The organism is Nocardia sp. NPDC052254, from assembly GCF_040679495.1.
In the GTDB taxonomy this organism is placed as follows: domain Bacteria; phylum Actinomycetota; class Actinomycetes; order Mycobacteriales; family Mycobacteriaceae; genus Nocardia.
In genome coordinates this window covers 278,385-300,402 of sequence record NZ_JBFAUW010000001.1, presented here as the reverse complement: position 1 = coordinate 300,402, position 22,018 = coordinate 278,385, and the positions used below count along the sequence as shown (strand labels likewise).

Sequence of the window (22,018 nt, the reverse complement as noted above, 5' to 3'; positions counted from 1 at the left end):
GCGGTGGCGGTATGTCCGGTGGTCACGAATTCCTCCCGACGTCGACGATGTCGAACAGTTCGTCGTCACTGGCTTGTTCGAGGTCGATCTCCGGGCCGAGATCGTCCCCGGGGTCGAGATGGCCGGAGGGTCCTGCCGACGCGAGGACGGTCCGTAGCCGCACCAGGGCCGTGGCGTCGGTGGCACCGTCGCGCAGGGCCGCCTCGAGCCGATCGACCAGCCCCTCGATATCGGGTTGCCCGGTCGTATCGAACAGCGTGCAGATGTGCGCGGCGATGGCCTCGGGGCTGGGGTATTCGAAGGCCAGTGTGGTGGGCAGCCGCAGACCCGTCACCCGGCTCAGCCGTGTGGTGAGATCCACCGCCGACACCGACTCGAATCCCAGTTCCTTGAGCGGTGATTCGACCGCGAGTTCATCGGCCGGGTCCAGGCGCAGCACGGTCCGGATCTGAGTCTGGACCAGTTCCCGCACCGCGCCCAGCCGTTGCCACTCCGGCAGGGCGGCCAGTGTCGCACCATGGGTTTCGTCCTCGCCGGCGTGGTCGTCGCCGGTGGCCGAGGCGACCTCGGGCAGCGCGACCGAACCGTCGAGCCAGTAGCGGCGACGCTCGAAATCGTAGGACGGCAAGGGAATCGGCGCCGCTGACGGAGTGAGCGCCGACCAGTCGACAGTGACCCCGCCGGCCTCCAGCTCCGCCGCGGACTGCAGGAATCGGGACAAATTCCCCTCGTCGCGCCGCAGCGTCGCGGTGGCCAGACCCTCCGGCGACGCGGAGTTCTCGATGGTGGTCGCCAGCGGACCGGCCAGTACCGGATGCGGGCTCACCTCCACGAAAACATCGCAGCCACTGTCGATCGCGGCCTCGGCGGCGGTGTGGAACTGGACGGTCTCGCGCAGGTTCCGATACCAGTACCCCGCATCGAGTTCGTCGGCCGAAACCGGAGCGCCGGTCACCGTCGATATCATCCGGGCCGTCGCCGATTCCCGGTGCACCTCACCGAGTTCGGCGAGCAGATCCGCCGCCACGGCGTCGATGACCGGCGAATGCCCGGCCAGTTCGGCATCGAGACGCCGGGCCCGGATGTCGTCGGCCACGCAGGCGGCGATCAATCGGTCGATACCGTCCGATTCGCCCGAGACCACCACGGCCGCGGTGCCGTTCACGGTCGCGATATCGACACCGTTCACCTCGCGCAGCAGCTCCCGGGCTCGTTCCCGCGGCAGTGCCAGCGATGCCATCGCACCGCGCCCGACGAGCCGGGCCAGCAGTTTGCTGCGCACGGCGACGATGCGCGCGCCCTCGGCCAGGCTCAGGGCCCCGGCGCCACAGGCCGCGGCCACCTCGCCTTGACTGTGGCCGATGACGACGTCGGGGGTGATTCCGGCCGACTCCCACAGGGCGGTCAGACCCATCATCACCGTCCACAGCGCGGGCTGGTCGACCTCCACATTCGTCCGGCCCGCCACGGTGCCCGCGCCGGATCGCAGCAGTTCGGCCACATCCCAATCCAAGTGCGGGGCAAGCGCTTCGGCGCAGCGTTGTACCGCGGCCGCGAATACCGGTGCGGTATCCAGCAGGTTCGTGGCCATACCGGCCCACTGGGAGCCGTGCCCGGGGTACACGAAGGCCACTCGCTGTCGCGGCTGGGCGGTGCCGGCGACAGTGGTCTCGGCGGGCCGATCATCGGCGAATGCCTCGAGGTGATCGGCGAATTCGCCCGCGTCGCGGCCGATGACGACCGCGCGGTGGGCGAGCCGGGCCCGGCCGGTGGCCAATGTCACCGCCGCCGCGGCGATATCGATATCGGGACGCGCCCGCACATGGGTGGCCAGGCGCCGTGCCTGACGCCGCAGTGCCGCAGCCGAATTCGCACTCACCAGCCACGCGAGGGGCGACACGGGAACGGCCCCATCGGTGACAGCGCCTGGTACAGCCACCGTCGCGGGTTCCGCCGCACCGGCTTCGACCACCGGTGCCTGCTCGAGGATCAGATGCGCGTTGGTCCCGCTCACACCGAACGCCGACACACCCACCCGACGCGGCCGACCCGAATCGGGCCATACCTGCGCCTCCGATAACACTCGCACCGACCCCGCCGACCAATCCACATGCTCACTGGGCACATCGGCGTGCAACGACACCGGCAACACACCCTGCCGCAACGCCTGCACCATCTTGATCACCCCACCCACACCCGCCGCCGCCTGGCTGTGGCCGATATTGGATTTCAGCGACCCCACGTAGAGCGGATGCTCGCGGCCGGGGCGTCCGTAGGTTTCCAGCAGTGCGTTCGCCTCGATCGGATCGCCGAGTGCGGTTCCGGTTCCGTGCGCCTCGACCGCATCGACATCGCCCGGCTCCAACCCCGCCGCGGCCAGCGCCCGGCGGACCACCCGCTGCTGCGCGGCACCACTGGGCGCCGTCAGACCATTCGACGCACCATCCTGATTGATCGCCGTGGAACGGATCACCGCCAGAATCGGCCTGCCCGACTTCTGCGCATCCGACAGGCGTTGCAACACGACGACTCCCACGCCTTCGGCCCAGCCGGTCCCGTCGGCTCCCGACCCGAACGACCGGCACCGGCCGTCCGGCGACAGCGCGCCCAGCCGTGCCGCCGAGACGATGCTCGCGGGCGACGACAGCAGGGTCACACCTCCGGCCAGGGCCAGATCGCATTCACCGCCGCGCAGCGCCGAGACCGCCAGATGAATCGACACCAGCGACGACGAGCACGCCGTATCCACCGACACCGCCGGCCCCTCCAGACCGAACGTGTACGCGACCCGACCCGATGCCACGCTGGCGGCGCTGCCGTTGGTCAGATACGCCTCCAGATCCTCGGGGATCGACTCGAGTCTGGTCGCGTAGTCGTTGTACATGATGCCGGTGTAGACGCCGGTATTGCTGCCCCGCAACGACAACGGATCGATCCCGGCACCCTCGAGCGCTTCCCACGACACCTCCAGCAACTGACGCTGCTGCGGATCGGTCGCCAGCGCTTCCCGAGGCGACATACCGAACAAACCCGCATCGAAATCGGCGATATCGGAGACGAACCCACCCGAGCGCACGGCCGCGCCGGCGCGGGTGTCGTCCACCTCCCAGCCACGGTCGCCCGGCCACGGGCCGATCGCGTCGACCCCGGCCGCGACCAGCTCCCACAGCTCCTGGGCAGAGCGAACCCCGCCCGGATAGCGGCACCCCATCCCGACTATCGCGATCGGCTCGTGCATCGCCGCCACCGGCGCGGCGGCCCGTTGTGGTGCCGGTTCGGTTCCGGCCAGGTCCGCGCTGATCTTGGCGGCCAGCGCCGCCGGTGTCGGATGATCGAAGACGACGGTGGCGGCCAGGCGCACCCCGAGCGCTCCGGCGAGCCGATTGCGCAATTCCACCGCGGTGAGCGAATCCATCCCCAGCTCTTTGAAAGTCGCGGTGGCGGTGATCGCGTCGACGCCGTCGTAGCCCAGTACCGCGGCCGCCTGCTCGCGCACGATCGCCCGCACCGCGTCCAGGCGGTCGCGTTCGGCCAATGCGCCCAGGCCGCTGCTGCGGACCTCGTCCCCGGTCGTGGCCCGGCGCAGCTGCGGCCGGTAGCGCAGCACACCGCGCAGGATCGGCGACATCCCGTCCTGCCACCGGCCGGTGACCAGGTCCACCGGCACCAGATCGACCGCACCCGCGCGCAGCCCGCGCGCCAGCAGGCCGGCGCCCGCGTCGAGAGTGATCGGTCGTACGCCCTGGCGGGCCAGCCGCTTGCGGTCGGCCCCGCCGAGGTGGCCGGTCATGGCACTGGCGGTCTCCCACAGTCCCCAGGCCAGCGAGGTCGCGGGCAATCCCTGTCCACGCCGATACTGCGCCAGGGCATCGAGAACGGTGTTGGCCGCGGCGTAGTTCGACTGCCCGGCGATACCGAGAGTGCCTGCCGCCGAGGAGAACAGGATGAACGCGCGCAGATTCAGCCCGGCGGTCAGCTCGTGCAGATGCCAGGCGATATCGGCCTTCCCGCGCAGCACCTCGTGCAATGCCGCCGCGGACAGGTTGTGCACCGGCCGGTCGGCCAGGATGCCCGCCGCGTGCACCACGGTCGTGACCGGGCGGTGTGCCGGAACGGCGGCGAAGACGGCAGCGAGCTGCGTTCGGTCGGTGGCATCGCAGGCGACGATCTCGACGTCGAGTCCGGCCGATTCGAGTTCGCGCCGCGCGGTGGTTGCCTGCTCGTCGACGGGTCCGCGTCGCGATACCAGCACGACCGTGGACACCGGGGATTGCCGGGCCAGCGTGCGTGCCGTCAGCCGGCCGAGCAATCCGAGTCCGCCGATCACGATGGCGGTTTCCGCGGCCGCAACACCGACACCGTCCGGCGGGGAGGACTCGCCGGGGAGCGTCGAATCACGCTGAGCGGCAATTTCTTCCGGCCCCGCCGGGGCCGGCCCGAGGCGTGGTACCACGGCCGGACCTCCGGCGCGGACCGCCACTTCCGATTCGTCGGCGGCGACCGCTGCCGCGGCGACGGCCACGAGTGCCGGGTAATCGGCGGATCCGTCGTGGTCCACCAGCACGATGCGGCCGGGGTTCTCGGTCCGGGCCGAGCGGACGAGACCGGGCACGGCAGCGGCCCGCAGATCGGGAACCTCCCCGTCCGCCACCGCGTACGCGCGCCGGGTGAGTATCACCAGTCGTGCTCGGGGGCTGCCGTCGGCGAGCCAGGAACGTATTCGCTCGAGGGTATTTTCGGTGACCGTGTGCAGATCGGCGAGCACCTCCCCGGACCCGTCGCCGGTACCGAATTCGGTGGTGTCGACCACCACGAGATCGGCGCCGGACAACTCGCCCAGGTCTGTCGCACAGGCGATGTCGCCGGCGCGGCGCACCTGCGGATCCGCGGTCCACAGTGCCACGGACAAGTTCTCCGCCCCTGCGCCGGACAGTTCAGCCCACCCGACCCGGTAGGCAGCCGCCGCGCTCGTGGTCACCATCTCGTTCCCGGTGGGACGCAAGGTCAGCGAGTCGATACTCACCACAGGCTCGCCGTGCGCGTCCACACCGACCACACCGAATTCGTGTGTGCCCAGCCGGGTCACCCGCACCGACAACTCCCGCGCGTCGCGCGCCCACAACCGCACCCCGGACCAGCTGAACGGCAGCGCCAGTTCCCCACCGGTGTAGGGCAGTGCGTGCAGCGCCGCGTCCAGAAGTGCCGGATGGATACTGAAGTCGGTCGCGGCACCGGCGCTTTCGGGCAGGTCGGCGGTCGCGCCGATCAGATCGCCCACCGCCGATACCTCCCGCAGCCCGCGGAAAGCGGGGCCGTAGTTCAGCCCGAGCTCACCCAGTTCCCGGTAGACGACCGCCGGGTCGGCCGAACCTCCCACCGGACCCGTGTCGATACGCGGCGGGGATATGACATCGGCGGTGAGCACACCGGTCGCGCACTGTTGCCAGTCCGCGCCGGACTCGTCGTCGCCATCGGCACGGTAGAACGTGATCGCCCGCGCACCGTCGTGCTCGGGGCCGAGATGGACCTGGATCCGGATGCGACCGGATTCGCCGATCACGATCGGGCGCTCGTTGACCAGCTCCGACAGCGTCGGCCAGCCGAGTTCGGCGCCGATCCACAGTGCGATGTCGACACAGGCCGCGCCCGGCACGATCACCGTGTCCCCGACCGCGTGATCGGCCAGCCACGGATGATCGGCGAGGCTGAGTTGCCCGACGAACAGCGTGGCATCGGAGGCCGATATCTCCACCGCTCCGGCCAGCAGCGGATGACCGGCCGGCCGCACACCGAGCCGGCGGGCATCCGCGACACCGGTGGTGCATTCGTCGGCGCCCCAGAACCGCTGCCGGTCGAAGGCGTAGGTGGGCAGGTCGATCCAGCGCGCGGCGGCCGATGGCAGCAGCGCCTGCCAGTCCACCGCGATGCCGTGCACGTACAGGCGGGCCGCGGCCAGCAGCAGTTCTCCCCGGCCGCAGCGATCGCGGCGCAGTGTCCCGGTGGAGATCACCTCGGCGATCTCGGCGGATTCGGCGATGGCGTCGATGGTGTGGCGCAGCACCGGATGCGCGCTGACTTCCACGACGGTGTCGTAACCGTCGGTCAGCGCGCGGCGCAGCGACCGCTCGAACTGCACCGGCGACCGCAGATTGTCGAACCAGTACCGCGCGTCCATCACGGTGGTGTCGATGGGTTCACCGTTGACGGTGGAGATGAGCGGGACGGTCGCCGCCCGCGCGGTGATCGGCGCCAGGCCTGCCAGCACCTGCGCTTCGATGGCATCGACATGGTGCGAGTGCGAGGCGTAGTCGACATTGACGCGGCGATTCCAGATATCGTCGCCGTCCAGTTCGGCGGCCAGTTCGTCGACGGCGGCACTGTCCCCCGAGATCAGCACGGCGGCCGGGCCGTTGATCGCGGCGAGCGCGAGCACACCCTCCCATCGGGCCAGCCGCGCACGGGCCCGGTCTTGCGGCAACGCCACGGTGAGCATCGCCCCGCGGCCCGACAGTGCGGTGATGGCCTTGCTGCGCAACGCGACCGCGCGCGCCGCATCGCCGAGGCTCAGCGCGCCGGCGATATGCGCGGCGGCGATCTCTCCCTGGGAATGCCCGATCACGGCATCGGGCCGCACGCCCAGACCGATCCACAGTCTGGCCAGCGACACCATCATCGCCCACAGCACGGGCTGCACCACGTCGACTCGGTCGAGGCTCGGCGCGTCCGGGGATCCGGCCAGTACATCGGCCAGCGACCAATCCACGAAAGGTGCCAGGGCATCGGCACATTCGGCGATGTGGCCGGCGAACTCCGGGCTCGTGCGCAGCAGCGAATCGGCCATCCCGGCCCACTGTGAGCCCTGCCCGGGGAAGACGAACACCACCCGGCGGCCGGTGGCGGCCACGCCTCGCACCAGATCCTCGTCGGCGCCGCCGTGTGCCAGCGCCTCGAGTGCGCGCAGCAGGTCCGTCCGGCCCGAACCCACGACGACGGCACGCTGATTCAGCAGCGCGCGGTGCCGCAGTGCCGCGGTGACCTCCGCGACGGCGGGACCATCGGGCGCCGCCACCGCGGCCCGCAACCGATCCGCCTGACCGGCCAGGGCGGCCGGTGAGTTCGCCGACAGCAGCCACGCCGTCGTCTCCGCCACATCCGGATCGGCCGCGGGAATCGCCGGCGGGCCGGGCTCGGGCGCGGGTGCCTCCTCCACGATCAGGTGCGCGTTGGTGCCACTGACACCGAATGCGGAAATACCCGCACGCCTCACCTTCTCGTGCCGTGGCCACGGCCGGGCGGTGTCGAGGATCCGGACCTGCCCGGCGTCCCAATCGATCTTCGAGGACGGGTCTTCGGCGTGCAGTGTGCGCGGCAGCGTCTCGTGGCGCAGCGCGAGCACCATCTTGATCAGTCCGGCGATCCCTGCGGCGGCCTGAGTGTGCCCGATATTGGATTTCACCGAACCCAGCCACAGCGGATCGCCCGTGCGCCGCCGGCCGTAGGTCGCCATCAGGGCGTGTGCCTCGATCGGATCGCCCAGCACCGTTCCGGTGCCGTGTGCTTCCACGGCGTCCACATCGGCGGGGCGCAGCCCCGCGGCAGCCAGCGCGTCCTCGATGACCCGCTGCTGCGCGGGACCGTTCGGCGCGGTCAGGCCGTTGGAGGCGCCGTCCTGGTTCACCGCCGAACCGCGGATCACGGCCAGAACGCGGCGGCCGTTGGCGAGCGCGTCGGACAACCGCTCGGCGATGAGCACACCCGCGCCCTCCGCCCACCCGGTTCCGTTCGCACCGTCGCCGAACGCTTTGCACCGCCCGTCCGGGGCCAGGCCGTGCTGGCGGGAGAACTCCACGAACAGTGTCGATGAGCTCATCAGGGTGACCCCGCCGATCACCGCGCTGTCGCATTCTCGATCGCGCAGCGAGCGCACCGCCAGATGCGCGGCCACCAGCGATGACGAGCACGCGGTGTCGACGGTCAGAGCCGGGCCCTCCACTCCGAATGTGTAGGAGATGCGGCCCGAGGCCACACTCGCGGCGTTTCCGACGGCCAGATAGCCCTCCAGCTCCGGCGGATATCCGCTCAGCGTCGTGGGATAGTCGTTGCCGTTGGTACCGATGAACACTCCGGTCCGGCTGCCGCGCACCCCCGTGGGATCGATGCCGGCGTGTTCGAAAGCCTGCCAGGTCGTCTCCAGCAGCAGCCGGTGCTGCGGGTCCGAGGCCAGTGCCTCCCGCGGGGACAGCCCGAACAGCCCGGCGTCGAAATCCGCTATCCCACCGAGGAATCCGCCGTGCCGGGTGGCCGAGGTACCGGGCCCCTGGTCCGGGTCGAACAGCGTGCCGGGGTCCCATCCCCGATCGGCCGGGAATTCGCCGATGGCGTCGCGCTCGCCGGCCAGCAGCTGCCAGAAACTGTCGGGTGAATCGGCGCCACCCGGAAATCGACAGCCGATGCCGACGATGGCGATGGGCTCCCGGCGGCGGTGCTCCACAGTGGCCAGATCCTGCCGCGATTGCCGCAACTCGAGCGACACCTTCTTGAGCAGCTCGCGAATCCGATCGTCTTGCATCCATCTACCTCACTGGTCACATCGGGTGGGGTGGTCGTCGAACCGGGGTCGATCAGGTGATCCCGAGGTTCTTCTCGATGAACTCGGCGAGTTCGGCATCGGTGGCGTCGTCGAGACGCTCGGCTCGGTCCGCCTCGCCCGGCGGGCCGCCGAGGGTGGCCAGGACGGCGGTCAGTTCGGCTCGCGCCCGTGCGGCCAGGTCGTCGTCGAGGGCACTCAGCGATTCCCCCAAACGCGTTATCTGACCGAAGATGTCGGGTTCGGCCGCTTCGGCATACCGCAGTGCCAGCACATGATCGGCGAGTTCGGCCGGCGTCGGATAATCGAACAGCACCGCGGGCGACAGGGCCAGGCCGGTGCGCGCCCGCAGCCGGTTGCGCAGTTCGACGGCGGTGATCGAATCGAAGCCCTGATCGCTGAAACTGCGCTGCGGATCGATCCGGCTCGGTGAGTCGACGGCCTGCACCGCGGCGATATGTTCCTGTACGAGACCGACCACCCGCGCGTGCCGGTCGGCCGCGGGCAGCGCGTCGAACTCCTGCCACATCACCTCGTGGGCGGCCTCGGCGACGACGGTCGCGGCGGTGTCGACCAGGGCGGCGGTGATCGCGTTGTGCTGGCGGGCCGCCAGCCGATCCCAATCCATATCGGCGACCGCGAGATGTGCGGCCGGGTCGGCGATCGCGTGGGGCAGCACATCCAGTGCCCGCGCCGGATCCATCGGCAGGAATCCGTTGGATGCGGCGCGGCGCGCACCGGTGTCGTCGATGATGCCGTCGCCGGCCCACAACCCCCAGGACACGGCGGTGGCGGGTAACCCGGCCGCCTGCCGATGCCGCGCGAGCGCGTCGAGGTAGGCGTTGGCCGGAGCGTAGTTGGCCTGTCCGGCCACCCCGCACAGTCCGGCGATCGAGGAGAACAACACGAAGGCCGACACATCGAGCGCACGCGTGACCTGGTGCAGATTGTGCGCGCCGATCGCCTTGGCCGCGAGCGCGTTTCGGAGCTGATCCGGTGTCAGCGCGGCGATCGACGCGTCGTCGAGCACCGCCGCGGTGTGGAACACCGCCGACAGCGGGGTGGTCACCGCCACCGAATCGACAACCGTGCGCAGTTGTTCCGGATCCGCGACATCGCAGCGGGCGACCCGCACCCGCGCCCCCTGCTCGCCGAGTTCGGCCACGAACTCCCTCGCACCGGGGGCGTCGATACCGGCGCGGCTGGTGAGTAGTAGATGCCGCGCGCCGTCGGCGGCCAGCCGGCGGGCCAGCGCCCGGCCGAGCGCGCCCAGGCCACCGGTGATCAGAACGGTGGTATCGGGCCGCGGTGCCCAGGGTGCCGCCCATGCGGTGGTGCGATGCCGAATCAACCTGCGGGACAGCACTCGTCCCGATCGGATGGCGAGCTCGGTCTCGGCCGAACGCCGGTCCGTGACGGCCGCGACAGCGGTGTCCAGGGCCGACCGATCACCGGGATCGTCGATGTCGACCAGGCCGCCGCGCAGATGCGGTAACTCGACCGCGGCGACCGCGCCGAACCCCCACACCAGTGCCGCGGCGGGATTCGGCACGGTATCGCCGTCGACCGCGGCGACCGCGCCGGAGGTCACCATCCACAGCCGGGTCTGCCAGCCCAGTTCGTCGCAGGCACGGGTGAGTGCGACGGCCGGGGCCAGGCCCGGCGCGACACCACGGGCGGGGTCGGTTTCGGCCGTCCACACCGGCAGCACCGAGACGATCCCCGCGGGCGCTGCGGCCGGTGCCGCGGCGTGCAGAGCCGCCGACAGTGCCTGTGGCTGTTCGAGTTCGGGGGTATCGACCACCAGATCGGTCACGGTCGCACCGAGTGCGCGCAGCGCATCGGAGGCTCGGGCGCCGAGATCGTCGCCGGGGCGGGTGACGATCAGCCAGTCGCCGGGATCGGCAGGGGGCGAGGGCACTCCGATATCGCCGAACTCGGCGGTATAGGTCCAGCGGTCGCGCTGCCCGGCATCGGCCTGTCGCCGGTGGTAGTCGGCGAGCGGCGCCACGAGGGCATCGACATGCTCGTCCGCTCCCGTATAGCCGAGCAGACTGCGCAATGCCGCGGCGTCCTGCCCGGCCACCGCATGCCAGAACTCGCTGTCGGTACCGGTGCCGGCATCGGGCCGCGCGCCGGCCGGCCAGTGCCGTTCACGGTCGAAGGCATACGTGGGCAATGCCATCAACGGCGATTGCTGATGCAGCCGTTCCCAATTCGGTGTCAGACCCGCGACGTGTAGTTGCGCGAGTGCCGCGGTGACCGATTCGTCGGCGCGGGTGTCGGAGCGCAGAGTCGTGATCACCACGGGCTCGGGCCGCGCGGCGTCGGCGGACCCGGATGCCGCGATCGTCTCCGCGGCCAGGGCCGCCAGAACCCCGCCCGGCCCGATTTCCAGGAAGGCGTTCTCTCCCGCGCTGTACGCCGCCTCGACGGCAGGAGCGAATCGGACCGGTTCACGGATCTGCCGGGTCCAGTAACCGCCATCCAGGATCGTCCCGGCGTCGACGACAGCGCCGGTGGTGACGATCGGCACCGCGGCGGCTGCGTAGGTCAATTGTGCCGCGGCATCCTCGAATTCGGCGAGCAGGCCGTCCATCTGAGTGGAATGGAACGCGTGCGAGGTGTTGAGCCGCTTGGTGCGGCGCCTGCGCTGCCGGAACTGTTCGGCCAGGGCATCGGCGGGCTCGGGCGCCCCGGAGATCACCACCGATCGCGGTGCGTTCACCGCGGCGATGTCGACCGGCGACTCGGTGCGCCGGATCTCGGCCTGTACCTCGTCGGCGGTGGCCTCGATCGCGAACATCGCACCGGCGGTATCGATCTCCTGCATCAGCCGGGCGCGCACCGCCACCAAGCGGCAGGCATCGTCGAGCGACAGCACCCCCGCGACCTGCGCGGCCGCGATCTCCCCGATCGAATGCCCGATGACCCGGGCGGGAACGACATCCCACGACCGAAAGAGCTCGGCCAGCGCGACCTCGACGGCGAACAGGCCGGTCTGGGTGTAGAGCGTGCGATCGAGCAGCGACCGGCCGCCGTCGGTGTCGGTGGCCTCGCCTGCGATCACCTCGTACAGCGAGTGGCTCGCGATGCCCGCCAGCAGTTCGTCGAAGGTCGCGCAGATCCGGTCGAAGACCTCCCGGAAGACCGGAAAACGTTCGCGCAGTTCGCGACCCATCCCCGGAAATTGGCTGCCCTGTCCGCTGAACAGGAAGGTCACCGAGCGATGCCGCGCACGACCGGTGTAGCCGCGGGCCCCGCGCCCGTCGGTGCCGAGCGTGCCCAGTTCCGACAGCAGGTCGGTGACCGAATCGCCCACGATCGCCGCCCGATACTCGAACGCCGTCCGGCCCAGGGCCAGAGTCCTGGCCAGGACACCGGGTTCGGGCGCCGGTTCGCGGCGCAGCCGGTGTGACAGCGCCTCGGCCTGCGCCACCAGGGCGCGCTCACTGCGCGCCGAGAGCACCCACACATACGGTGCCACCCCTGGCGCGGTCTCCGTTTCCCGGGCGTGCGCGGGCACCGCGACAGGCTCGGGAGCCTGCTCCAGAATCAGGTGGGCATTGGTGCCGCTGATGCCGAACGACGAAATGCCCGCTCGGCGTGGATGATCGCGACCCGGCCACGCGCGTTCCTCGGCCAGCAGTCGCAGCGGAATCTCGTCCCAGTCGATATGCGGTGTGGGGTCGTCGGCGTACAGGGATTTGGGCAGTCGTTCGTGCGCCATCGCCATCGCCATCTTGATGACCGCGCCGACACCGGCCGCGGCCTGACTGTGCCCGATATTCGATTTCAGCGATCCCACGTGGATCGGATCGTCGTGGCGCCGCTGTGATCCGTATACCCGTGCCAGCGCGCCGATTTCGATCGGATCTCCCAGTACGGTTCCGGTACCGTGCGCCTCGATCACATCGATGTCGGCGGGCCGCAGGCCGGCCTGCTCGAGCGCCGCGGCGATGACGCGTTCCTGTGCGGGCCCGTTCGGCGCGGTGAGCTGACTACTCGCCCCGTCCTGATTGATCGCACAGGATCGGATGAGCGCGTGAATTCGGTGCCCGTTGCGACGGGCGTCGGATTCACGCTCCAGCAGCAGCAGTCCCGCGCCCTCGGCCCACCCGGTTCCGTCGGCGGCAGCGGAGAACGATCGGCACCGGCCGTCCGGTGACAGTGCTCGCTGCCGGCTGAAGTCGATGAAGGTGGTCGGGGTGGACATCACCGTCACACCTCCGGCAAGGGCCAGCCGGGCCTCACCACGCCGTAGCGCCGCACACGCTTGCGCGATGGCCACCAGTGACGAGGAACAGGCCGTGTCGACGGTGACGGCGGGACCGGTCAGCCCGAGGTGGTAGGCGATTCGCCCGGAGACCACGCTCGCGGCACTGCCGATCACCACATAGCCGTCCTGCGGTGATCCGGCGGGCAGCTGGGTGCCGTAGTCGTAGTACATGACTCCGGTGAACACACCGGTCGCGCTGCCGCGCAGGCTCTCCGGAACGATATTGGCCCGCTCCAGCAATTCCCAGCTCAGTTCGAGCATCAGCCGCTGCTGCGGATCGGTCGCGACGGCCTCCCGATTGCCGATATTGAAGAATCCGGCATCGAAGCGGTCGGCGTCGTACAGGAATCCGCCCTGATCGGTCAGCGACCGTCCCGGTGCGTCCGGGTCGGAATCGTGGAGCCCGGCCGGCCATCCGCGATTGCCGGGGAACGCGCCGACCGCGTCGGTTCCGCCGGCCACCAAATCCCACAGTTGTTCGGGACCGCGCACACCGCCCGGATAGCGGCAGGCCATGCTGACGATCGCGATGGGTTCGTCGGTGCGGGCGGTGGCCTCGGCCAATTGCCGCCGCGTCTGCTGCAGTTCGGCGGTGACCCGTTTCAGGTAGGCCCGCAGTTTGTCCTCGCCCGATTCCGTCCGGGGTTCGCCCGATACCGTCGTCACAGCGCCTCATCTCTGCTCAGCCCGAGCTCGTTGTCGATCAGATCGAATAGTTCGTCATCGGTGGCCGCCCCGGGGTCGCGATCGCCGGCAGCCGGCGGTGCGGTCAACCGGCGCAGCTGGGCCAGCAGGAGTTCACGCTGCCCGCCTTCGAGCGCCGGCGAATCCTGCCGCACGCGTTCGAGATCCGCGATCAGCGTCGAGATTGGTACGGCCTCGGCGCCGCGCTCCGATGGTTCGGCGCCGCCACGCCCGGATACTTCGGGTCCGCCGAGTTGTTCGGTGAGCAGGGCGATCACATGTTCCCCGAGCCGGTCGACGGTCGGATAATCGATCAGCGCGGTCGCGGACAGCCGCACCCCGCAGGCCCGGGAGAGCTGATTGCGCAATTCCACCGCCGCCAGCGAATCCACTCCCATATCCAGAAATCCGCGCCGCGCGTCGACTTCGCCGCCGGAGGAATAGCCGAGCGACTGCGCGACCGCGTCCCGGACCAGGGCGACGACGGCCTGCTCGCGTTCGGCCGAAGACAGCGCGGCCCAGCGGTTCTCGCCACGGGAGGGCTCTGCCGCCCGTCGCTCGCCGCGGGCATCCGGCGTGGATGCCGGGACCGGCGACCGCACCGAGCGGACCCGGATCGCCGCCTGCCAGGCCGATGTGGCCAGCACATGCGGGTCGCCCGATGCGAGTGCGGCATCCAGATAGCGCACGGCCCGTTCGGGTGTCAGGGACCCGACTCCGGAACGACGCAGTCGCGCGAGCTCGGCGCCGGTGAGCGTGGACCCCATCCCGTCGACGTCCTCCCAGAACCCCCACCCGATGGCGGTGGCGGGCAGACCCGCGCGGTGACGGAACCGGGCCAGGCCGTCCAGAAACGCGTTGGCGGCGCCGTAGGTGCCCTGTCCCGGATTACCGGTGATCGCGACCATCGAGGAGAACAGCACGAAGGCCCCGACCCGCGGCAACCGTTCGGTGAGCCGATGCAGATTCCACGCACCGTCCACCTTCGGCCGCAGCACGGTGGTGATCTGCTCGGGAGTGATGTTGATCAGTGCCGCATCGTCGAGTACACCGGCGAGGTGAAAAACCGCGGACAGCGGCGCATCGGGGTCGATACCGTCGATCAGCTCCCGAACCTGTTCGGCCACAGCGATATCGCAGGTCACCGACCGCACCTGTGCGCCCAGTTCCCGCAGTCGCGCCACCGCCGGCGCCCCGACACCGCCGCGGCTCACCAGCAGCAGCCGTGTCACCCCGTGCGTGGTGACCAGATGCCGGCACACGACCCCGGCCAGCGCGCCCGACGCACCGGTCACCAGGACCGTGCCGGACAGCGCGCCGGTCGTCCGGCTCTCGTCCGGAACCGGGACGGCTTCGACCGCGGCCTGCTGAATATGGTTGTCCCGCAGCATGATCTCGGGGCCGGAGACGGCCTGGGCGGCGGCGGCGATCCGGCGGGGTTCGCTGACGGTGTCGGTCTCCACGAGCCGGAAGCGGCCTGGCCACTCGTGTTGCGCACTGCGCACCAGCCCGGCCACCGCGTGCCCCGGCAGCGCACCGGGTGCGCCGTCGCCCGGATTCTCGACCACGATCGCGAGTGGGGTCTCGGCGAACCGGTCGTCGCCGGCCCAGTCCCGCAGAACCGTGATCATCTCGGCCACACCATGATGCGTCGCTGCCGCGAGATCCTCCGATCGGGCGCGGGAAGGGAGTGCGACCACCAGATCCGGGATGTCGCGTCCGCCCCGCACGGCCGCGCGCAGCGCCACCGGGGTCGCGAAATCGCCGTCGGCACCCCCGACGACCACGACATCGCCGTCCGGCGCGGTGCCGACCGGCACGCCCGGGTGCCACACCAACCGCCCCGGCCGTTCATCGCCGGGTGCGGCGGGAAGTGTGGCGGGCAGGAAGGTGACGGCATCGATCTCGACGAGGGTGCGTCCGTCCGGGGCACTCACGCGCAGTGCCGCCCGGTACCGGCCGGTGCGCGTCGCCTCGGCCAGGACCGGCCCGGTGGGTGCGGCGGCGACCCGCACTCCGCGGAATTGGGCGGGCAGCACCGGCCCGGATTCGTCCGACGACAGGGCGACCACGAGCGGATGTAGTGCGGCGTCGAGTAGTGCCGGATGAGCGCGGTGCGCCGCGGCCGCGGGCGTGGATCGATCCAGTTCCAGGTGGGCTCGCAGGCGCTCGGGACCGGTTGTCCCATCGTCGAATCGGCGCAGATTGCGGAAGGCGGGGCCGTAGCGGTAGCCGTCGGCGGCGAGCCGCCGGTACAGCTCCTCCGGATCGGCATGCGGCACCGGCAGTTCCCCGGCGGCTCGGTCCGGCCCGCCACCGTCGGGGCCGAGCCGTCCGGTCGCGTGGGTGACCCACTGCTCGCCCGGGGCGTGGGAGCGAATGGTCAGTTCCCGGTCCTCGCCGTCCCCCTCTCCGGCCACCGAAATCTCCACGACGCGATCGGAGTCGCCGAGGATCATCGGTACCGTCAGGTCGAGTTCGATGATCCGATCCGCCCCTGCCCGGTCGGCCGCGTACAGCGCCAGGTCGAGGAATCCGGTTCCGGGGAATATCGCCGCACCGCCGATGGTGTGATCGGCCAGCCACGGGGCCGAGTCCAGCGAGATGGTGCCGGTCAGCAGTGTCGCACCGTCCGCGGACCGCGCCGCGGCACCCAGGAACGGATGGCGGTGATCCGTCCTGTCCGGTGTGCTCCAGAAGCGGGCCCGGGTGAAGGCGTAACCAGGCAGCGCGGTCGTATCGACCGGTCGGGTGCTCAGCAGCGCGGGCCAGCGCACCTCGGCGCCGTCCAGATACAGCGTTTCCAAAGCTTGTGTCACCGAAACGGTCTCGTCGGCGCGGCGGGTCAGGGTCGGCACCACGGCGACGGGTTCCGCGGCCGATTCGGTGATCATCGGCAGCAGGACGGCATCCGGCCCCACCTCGAGGAAGGTCCGCACGCCCGCGTCGTACAGGGTGCGCACCACATCCGCGAAACGCACGGCACGGCGTGCGTGGCGCACCCAATGGTCGCCGTCCCATTCGGTGGCCGAGGAGATCACCGTGCCGGTCAGCCCCGACACCAGCGGAATCCGCGGCGTCGCGGCGGGCACGCTGTCCGCGATCCGGCGGAACTCGTCGACCATCGCGTCCATATGCGCCGAGTGGAACGCATGCGATACCTCGAGCTGTCGCACCTTGCGGCCGTCGGACCGGAACGCCTCGGCCAAGGCCTCGACGGCAGCGCGGTCTCCGGAGATCACGGTGGAACGGGGGCCGTTGACGGCGGCGATATCCACCCCGGGGTATCCGGGCAGCGCCGCGGCCACTTCGGCTTCGGTGGCAGCCAGCGCCGCCATGGTCCCGTCCGCGTCGATCTCGTCCATCAGCCTGCCGCGTGCGGTGACCAACCGGCAGGCGTCGTCGAGGCTCAGCACACCGGCCACATGCGCGGCGGCGAGTTCGCCGACCGAGTGCCCGGCCACGAAATCCGTTCGCGGGCCGATGGTTTCGAGCCAGCGGAACAGAGCGACCTCGACCGCGAAGATCGCCGGCTGGGTGTATCGGGTTCGATGGACGAGCCCGGACTCGTCGGCGAGTACGGTCGCGAGCGGTACCGGCAGATACGGGTCCAGCCGCGCGATCACCGCGGTCAGCTGCGCGGCGAAGGCCGGGACGGTCGCGGCGAGCCGCGCACCCATGCCGACCCGCTGACTGCCCTGGCCGGAGAAGACATACGCGCGCAACCCCACTCGGTCCGGCGGACCGGCCACCACGGAATCGGGATGCGGGGCACCGGCCGCGACCGCCGCCAGCGCATCGCCGATATCCGTCGACGCCCGGACCACCGCACGGTAGGCGAAACCCTCGTCCACCCGGTGCGATTCGGCCGCCCCCGCGGCCGTCCCGCCGGCATCGATAGCCTCGGCCAGTGCGGTGGCGTGCGCGCGCAGGGACGCGGCGGTGCGGGCCGAGAACACCACCGGCCCCGTGAACTCCGGAAGTGCACGCGGCGCTGTAACTCCCGGCTCCTGGAGGATCACGTGCGCGTTGGTGCCGCTGATTCCGAACGAGGAGATCGCCGCGGTGCGGGGCCCCTCGGTGTCGGGCCACGGCACCGGTTCTCCGACCGGCACCCGCAGATGTGCCGCCGACCAGTCGATCAGGCCGCTGGGAGTGGTGAGGTTGACCGTCGGCGGCACGGTCGCCGATCCGAGCGCACCGATCAGCTTGATCACGCCGGTGATACCCGCCGCCGCCTGGGTATGGCCGATATTGGATTTCGCCGACCCGATCAGCACCGGCCGGTCCGTGCTGTGCGCGCTGCCGTACACCGCGCCCAGCGCCCGCGCCTCGATCGGATCGCCGAGTGCGGTACCGGTTCCGTGCGCCTCGACCACATCGATATCGCCGGGCGAGAGCCGCGCATCCGCGAGGGCCGCCTCGATGACGCGCCGCTGTGCGAGACCGTTCGGGGCAGTCAGTCCATTGCTCGCCCCGTCGGAATTGATCGCGGTGCCGCGCACGACGGCGAGAATCCGGTGTCCGGACCGGACAGCATCGGATCGGCGCTGGACCAGCAGGGTCGCGACGGCCTCGGCCCACACGGTGCCGTCGGCGCCGTCGGCGAAGGGTTTGCAGTGCCCGTCCGCGGCGAGCCCGCCCTGTCTGGCGAATTCGGTGAACATACCGGGCGTGGCCATCACGCACACACCGCCCACGACCGCGAGATCGCATTCGCCCGAGCGCAGCCCGCGGACCGCGAGATGCAAGGCGACCAGTGACGACGAGCAGGCGGTGTCGACGGTGACCGCCGGACCGGTGAAGCCGAAATGGTAGGCCAGCCTGCCCGATATCACGCTGTTGGTGGTCCCGGTCAGCAGATAGCCGGCCGCCCCGGTCGCCGCCTCGTGCATCCGGGGGCCGTATTCCTGTTGAACCGCACCGATATACACCCCGGTGGCGCTGCCGCGCAGTGAACTCGGCGCCACCCCGGCCCGCTGCAGGCAGGTCCAGGTCGATTCGAGCAGCAGTCGTTGCTGCGGGTCCATCGCCTCTGCCTCGCGCGGGCCGATGCCGAAGAACGCGGCATCGAATTCGGCTGCGTCATAGAGGAAACCGCCACTGCGGGCAGGACCCGGCGTCGGCATCCGGGTATCGACATCCCAGCCCCGGTCCGTGGGGAAGGCGCCGGTGAATTCTTCCCCGGCCAGCAGCGCATCCCAGAATTCTTCCGGAGTACCGAGCCCACCCGGCCACCGTCCGGCCGCGGCGACGATGACCACATCATCCTCATCGGATCGAATAGTCTGTGCGCCACCGCTGTTCACACTCGAATGCGCCTCCGGAGTCGGCGTATCGAGCACATCGCCGATGTGATCGATCACCGCGCGCGGGGTCGGATAGTCGTAGACCAGGGACGCGGGCAGGCTCAGTCCGGTCAGCTCGGCGACGGTATCGCGAAATTGCACCGACCCCAGCGAGTCCATCCCCAGAGCGGTGAACGCGCTGCGTAATTCATCGTCTCCGACGGCGCTGGAGCCGAGCGCCCGGCTCAGCGCCTCCACCACGGCATTCGCGGCGTCGGTGGCCACCGCACCATGGCGATCGCCCCCGGACGCAGCGTCCGGTGTGTGCGGCGTCGCCCCATCGCCCCTGCCACTTCCGGACGCACCGGCGGGTACGTGCGGCTTCCCGGCTTCCTTGCCGAACCCGGCCGCGTGGGACCGTGTGTACACGGATGCCGGCCCTTGCCCGCCGATCTCCTGTGTTCCTGCCGATATGTCGGCAGAATCGGCGAGCACTGTGGACGCGGCGCCGAGCGCCCCGTTCAGCCACTGCGGTGTGCGCTGAAAAGGGTAGGTGGGCAGGTCGATTCGACGGCGCGAGCGCACCAGCCGCTCCCACCTCACGTCCGCACCCGCGCATTCCAGTTCGGCGAGGACTCGGAGCAGGCCGTCGGCGTCGACGGTGCCGTCACGCAGTGCCGGAACGGCAGCGATCGTGCGGCCACCGGCATCGATTCCCGGTGCTGTGCGGATCGTGCTCGACAGTCCGGCGCCCGGTCCGAGTTCGAGGAAGGTGGTGACGCCGTGATCGAGCAGCGTTTCGATACCGGCACCGAAGCGCACCGTGCCGCGCAGCTGCGCGGTGAGGTAATCGGGTTCGGCAAGTCGTGCATCGGTCAGCAGCTGCCCCGTCGTGTTCGACACGACCGGCGTGGTGAGGCGCGCAACCGCGATATCGGCCACCACATCCCGGAACTCCGCGAGAACCGGGTCCATATGGGCGGAGTGAAACGCATGACTCACGGCCAGACGTGTGGTCCGGTATCCACGCCGGGCGAATTCCGCACCTGCCGCGGCCACCGCCGGCACATCACCCGATACGACGGTCGCGAGGCGATGATTCACCGCGGCGATATCGAAATCGGCATCGGCGTCGTCGCGATACGCGCGGATCTCGTCCTCGGAGGCCCCGATGGCGATCATGGCCCCGCCCGCGGGAGCGGCCTGCATCAACCGGCCGCGCTCGGCCACCAGCCGCACCGCATCCGGGAGCTCGAACGCGCCGGAGGCGGTGGCCGCGACCAGCTCTCCGATGGAGTGGCCGATCAGATGGTCGGGCCGGATACCCAGGTCGCGGAAGTGGAGGTACAGCGCATACTCCACCGTGAAGAGCGCGGGCTGGGTGTAGCGGGTCCGGCCGAGCGACTCGGCACTGGCTGCGTCGTCCTCGATCAGCAACCGGCGCAGGTCGAGGTCGAGGTGGGGAGTGAAGTGCGCGACCACCGTGTCCAGGTGCTCGGCGAAACCCGGTAGCGTCCGGTACAGCGCCCGGGCCATGGCCGGTCGCTGTGCGCCCTGGCCGGGAAATACGAAGGCCAGCTTCCCTGCCGCACCCCGGCCGGTGCGAGTGCGACGTCCCGATACCACGTGCGGCACAACCGAATCCGCTGCGACCGCGGCGAATCCGTCGACAATGCCCGCGTGGTCGCGCCCGAGCACCACGACGCGGTGGTCGTGCCGTGCCCTGGTCGCGTGCAGTGAGTAGGCCAGCGCGTCGAGATCGGTATCGGCCGTGACGACTTCGCTCAGCTGCCGGGCCCGGTCCCGCACGGCACCCGGACTCGCGCCGGTGAGGACGAACGGAGTGAGACGCTCACCCGGCGGAGGAGACGCAGTAACCACCGGCGCCACCGGCTCGGCCGCCGATACAACGATATGACAGTTGGTTCCGCCCATCCCGAACGAGCTCACACCGGCTACGACCGGATCACTGCCGGGCCAGGACGTGTGCCGGGGTACCACCTGTAACCCGAGTTCCGACAGAGGAATTCGAGGATTCGGCCGCTCGTGGTTCCGGCTCGCCGGTATTTCGCCGCGATGCACCACCAAGGCCGCCTTGACCAGCCCGGCGATTCCGGCCGCTCCCTCGAGGTGGCCGATATTCGTCTTGACCGATCCGACCCGCAGCGCGGCCGCCCGGCCCGGCGCGGTGCCGTAGACGCTGCCGAGTGCGGCGGCTTCGATCGGGTCGCCGACCGGCGTTCCGGTGCCGTGCAATTCGACATAGCCGACCCGATCCGGCTCGACCCCCGCATCGGCGAGTGCCGCGCGCAGCACGTCGGCCTGCGCGTCCGCACTCGGCGCGGTGAGGGTGGCCGATGTCGCACCGTCGTTGTTGACCGCCGAACCGTGAATCACCGCATAGATCCGGTCGCCGTCGGCGAGTGCGGCGGTCAGTGGCTTCAGCGCGACCAGCGCACCGCCCTCGCCACGGACATAACCGTTGGCGCGCTCGTCGAACAGGTGGCACGCGTGATCGGGTGACAAGGCGCCGAACTCTTCGGCGATCCGCGTCTCGTCCTCACTCAGTGCGAGATTGACCCCGCCGGCCAAGGCCGATTCGCACTCGCCCAGGCGGATGCTCCGCACGGCCAGATGCACCGCCACCAGCGATGACGCCTGACCGGCGTCGACGGTCAGACTGGGTCCCCGCAACCCGAGAAAGTGCGAGATCCGGTTCGCGAGCATGCCGCGGTTGAGCCCGGTGAGGGTATGGCGCGAGGACTCGCCCGCCGCATGTGAGAGCAACTCGTAATCGCCGTGCATGGCGCCGATGTAGACGCCGACGGGCGCGCCGCGCCGGTCGTGCGGGGAGGTCCGGCTGTCCTCCACCGCTTCCCATGCCAGCTCGAGCAGGAGCCGCTGTTGTGGATCCATCGCGGCGGCCTCGGTCGCCGCGATCGCGAAGAACCCGGTGTCCATACCGGTCACATCGCGCAGGTAGCCCCCGGGCCGGCGCTGCCGGTCGCTCACCGTGACGGCGTCGCCGCCCCGGGTGAGCAACTCCCAGAACTGCGCGAGATCGCCGGCACCGGGAAGCCTGACCGCCATACCGACGATCGCCACTGCCCGGCCCGGATCCGGCCGGCCGGGTGCCCCCGCGGATGACGGCTCGTGAGTGCGATGTTCGGCTGTCATACC

3 protein-coding genes are annotated in these 22,018 nt (G+C 70.4%); all 3 read right to left on the bottom strand.

The window, feature by feature from the left end; genetic code table 11:
• Positions 1-22: 22 nt before the first annotated feature.
• The 3 genes from AB0L57_RS01350 to AB0L57_RS01340 are packed head-to-tail and all read right to left on the bottom strand — an operon-like array spanning position 23 to position 22,015.
• On the bottom strand, positions 23-8,569 hold the full coding sequence (locus AB0L57_RS01350; RefSeq protein WP_364955225.1) for a type I polyketide synthase: 8,547 nt from the start codon (positions 8,567-8,569) through the stop codon (positions 23-25).
• Positions 8,570-8,621: 52 nt separating this feature from the next.
• A complete protein-coding gene (locus AB0L57_RS01345) occupies positions 8,622-13,532 on the bottom strand; it encodes a type I polyketide synthase (RefSeq protein ID WP_364955223.1) in 4,911 nt (1,636 codons plus the stop codon).
• The gene (locus tag AB0L57_RS01340; RefSeq protein WP_364955220.1) at positions 13,529-22,015 is read right to left on the bottom strand and encodes a type I polyketide synthase; all 8,487 of its coding nucleotides are present in this window, start codon (positions 22,013-22,015) and stop codon (positions 13,529-13,531) included. Before AB0L57_RS01340 ends, AB0L57_RS01345 begins: the two co-directional genes overlap by 4 nt.
• Positions 22,016-22,018 lie beyond the last annotated feature (3 nt).

Coding starts and splice junctions, on each gene's coding strand:
- AB0L57_RS01350 (WP_364955225.1), bottom strand. CDS start 8,569: ATGCAAGACGATCGGATTCGCGAGCTGCTCAAGAAGGTGTCGCTCGAG.
- AB0L57_RS01340 (WP_364955220.1), bottom strand. CDS start 22,015: ATGACAGCCGAACATCGCACTCACGAGCCGTCATCCGCGGGGGCACCC.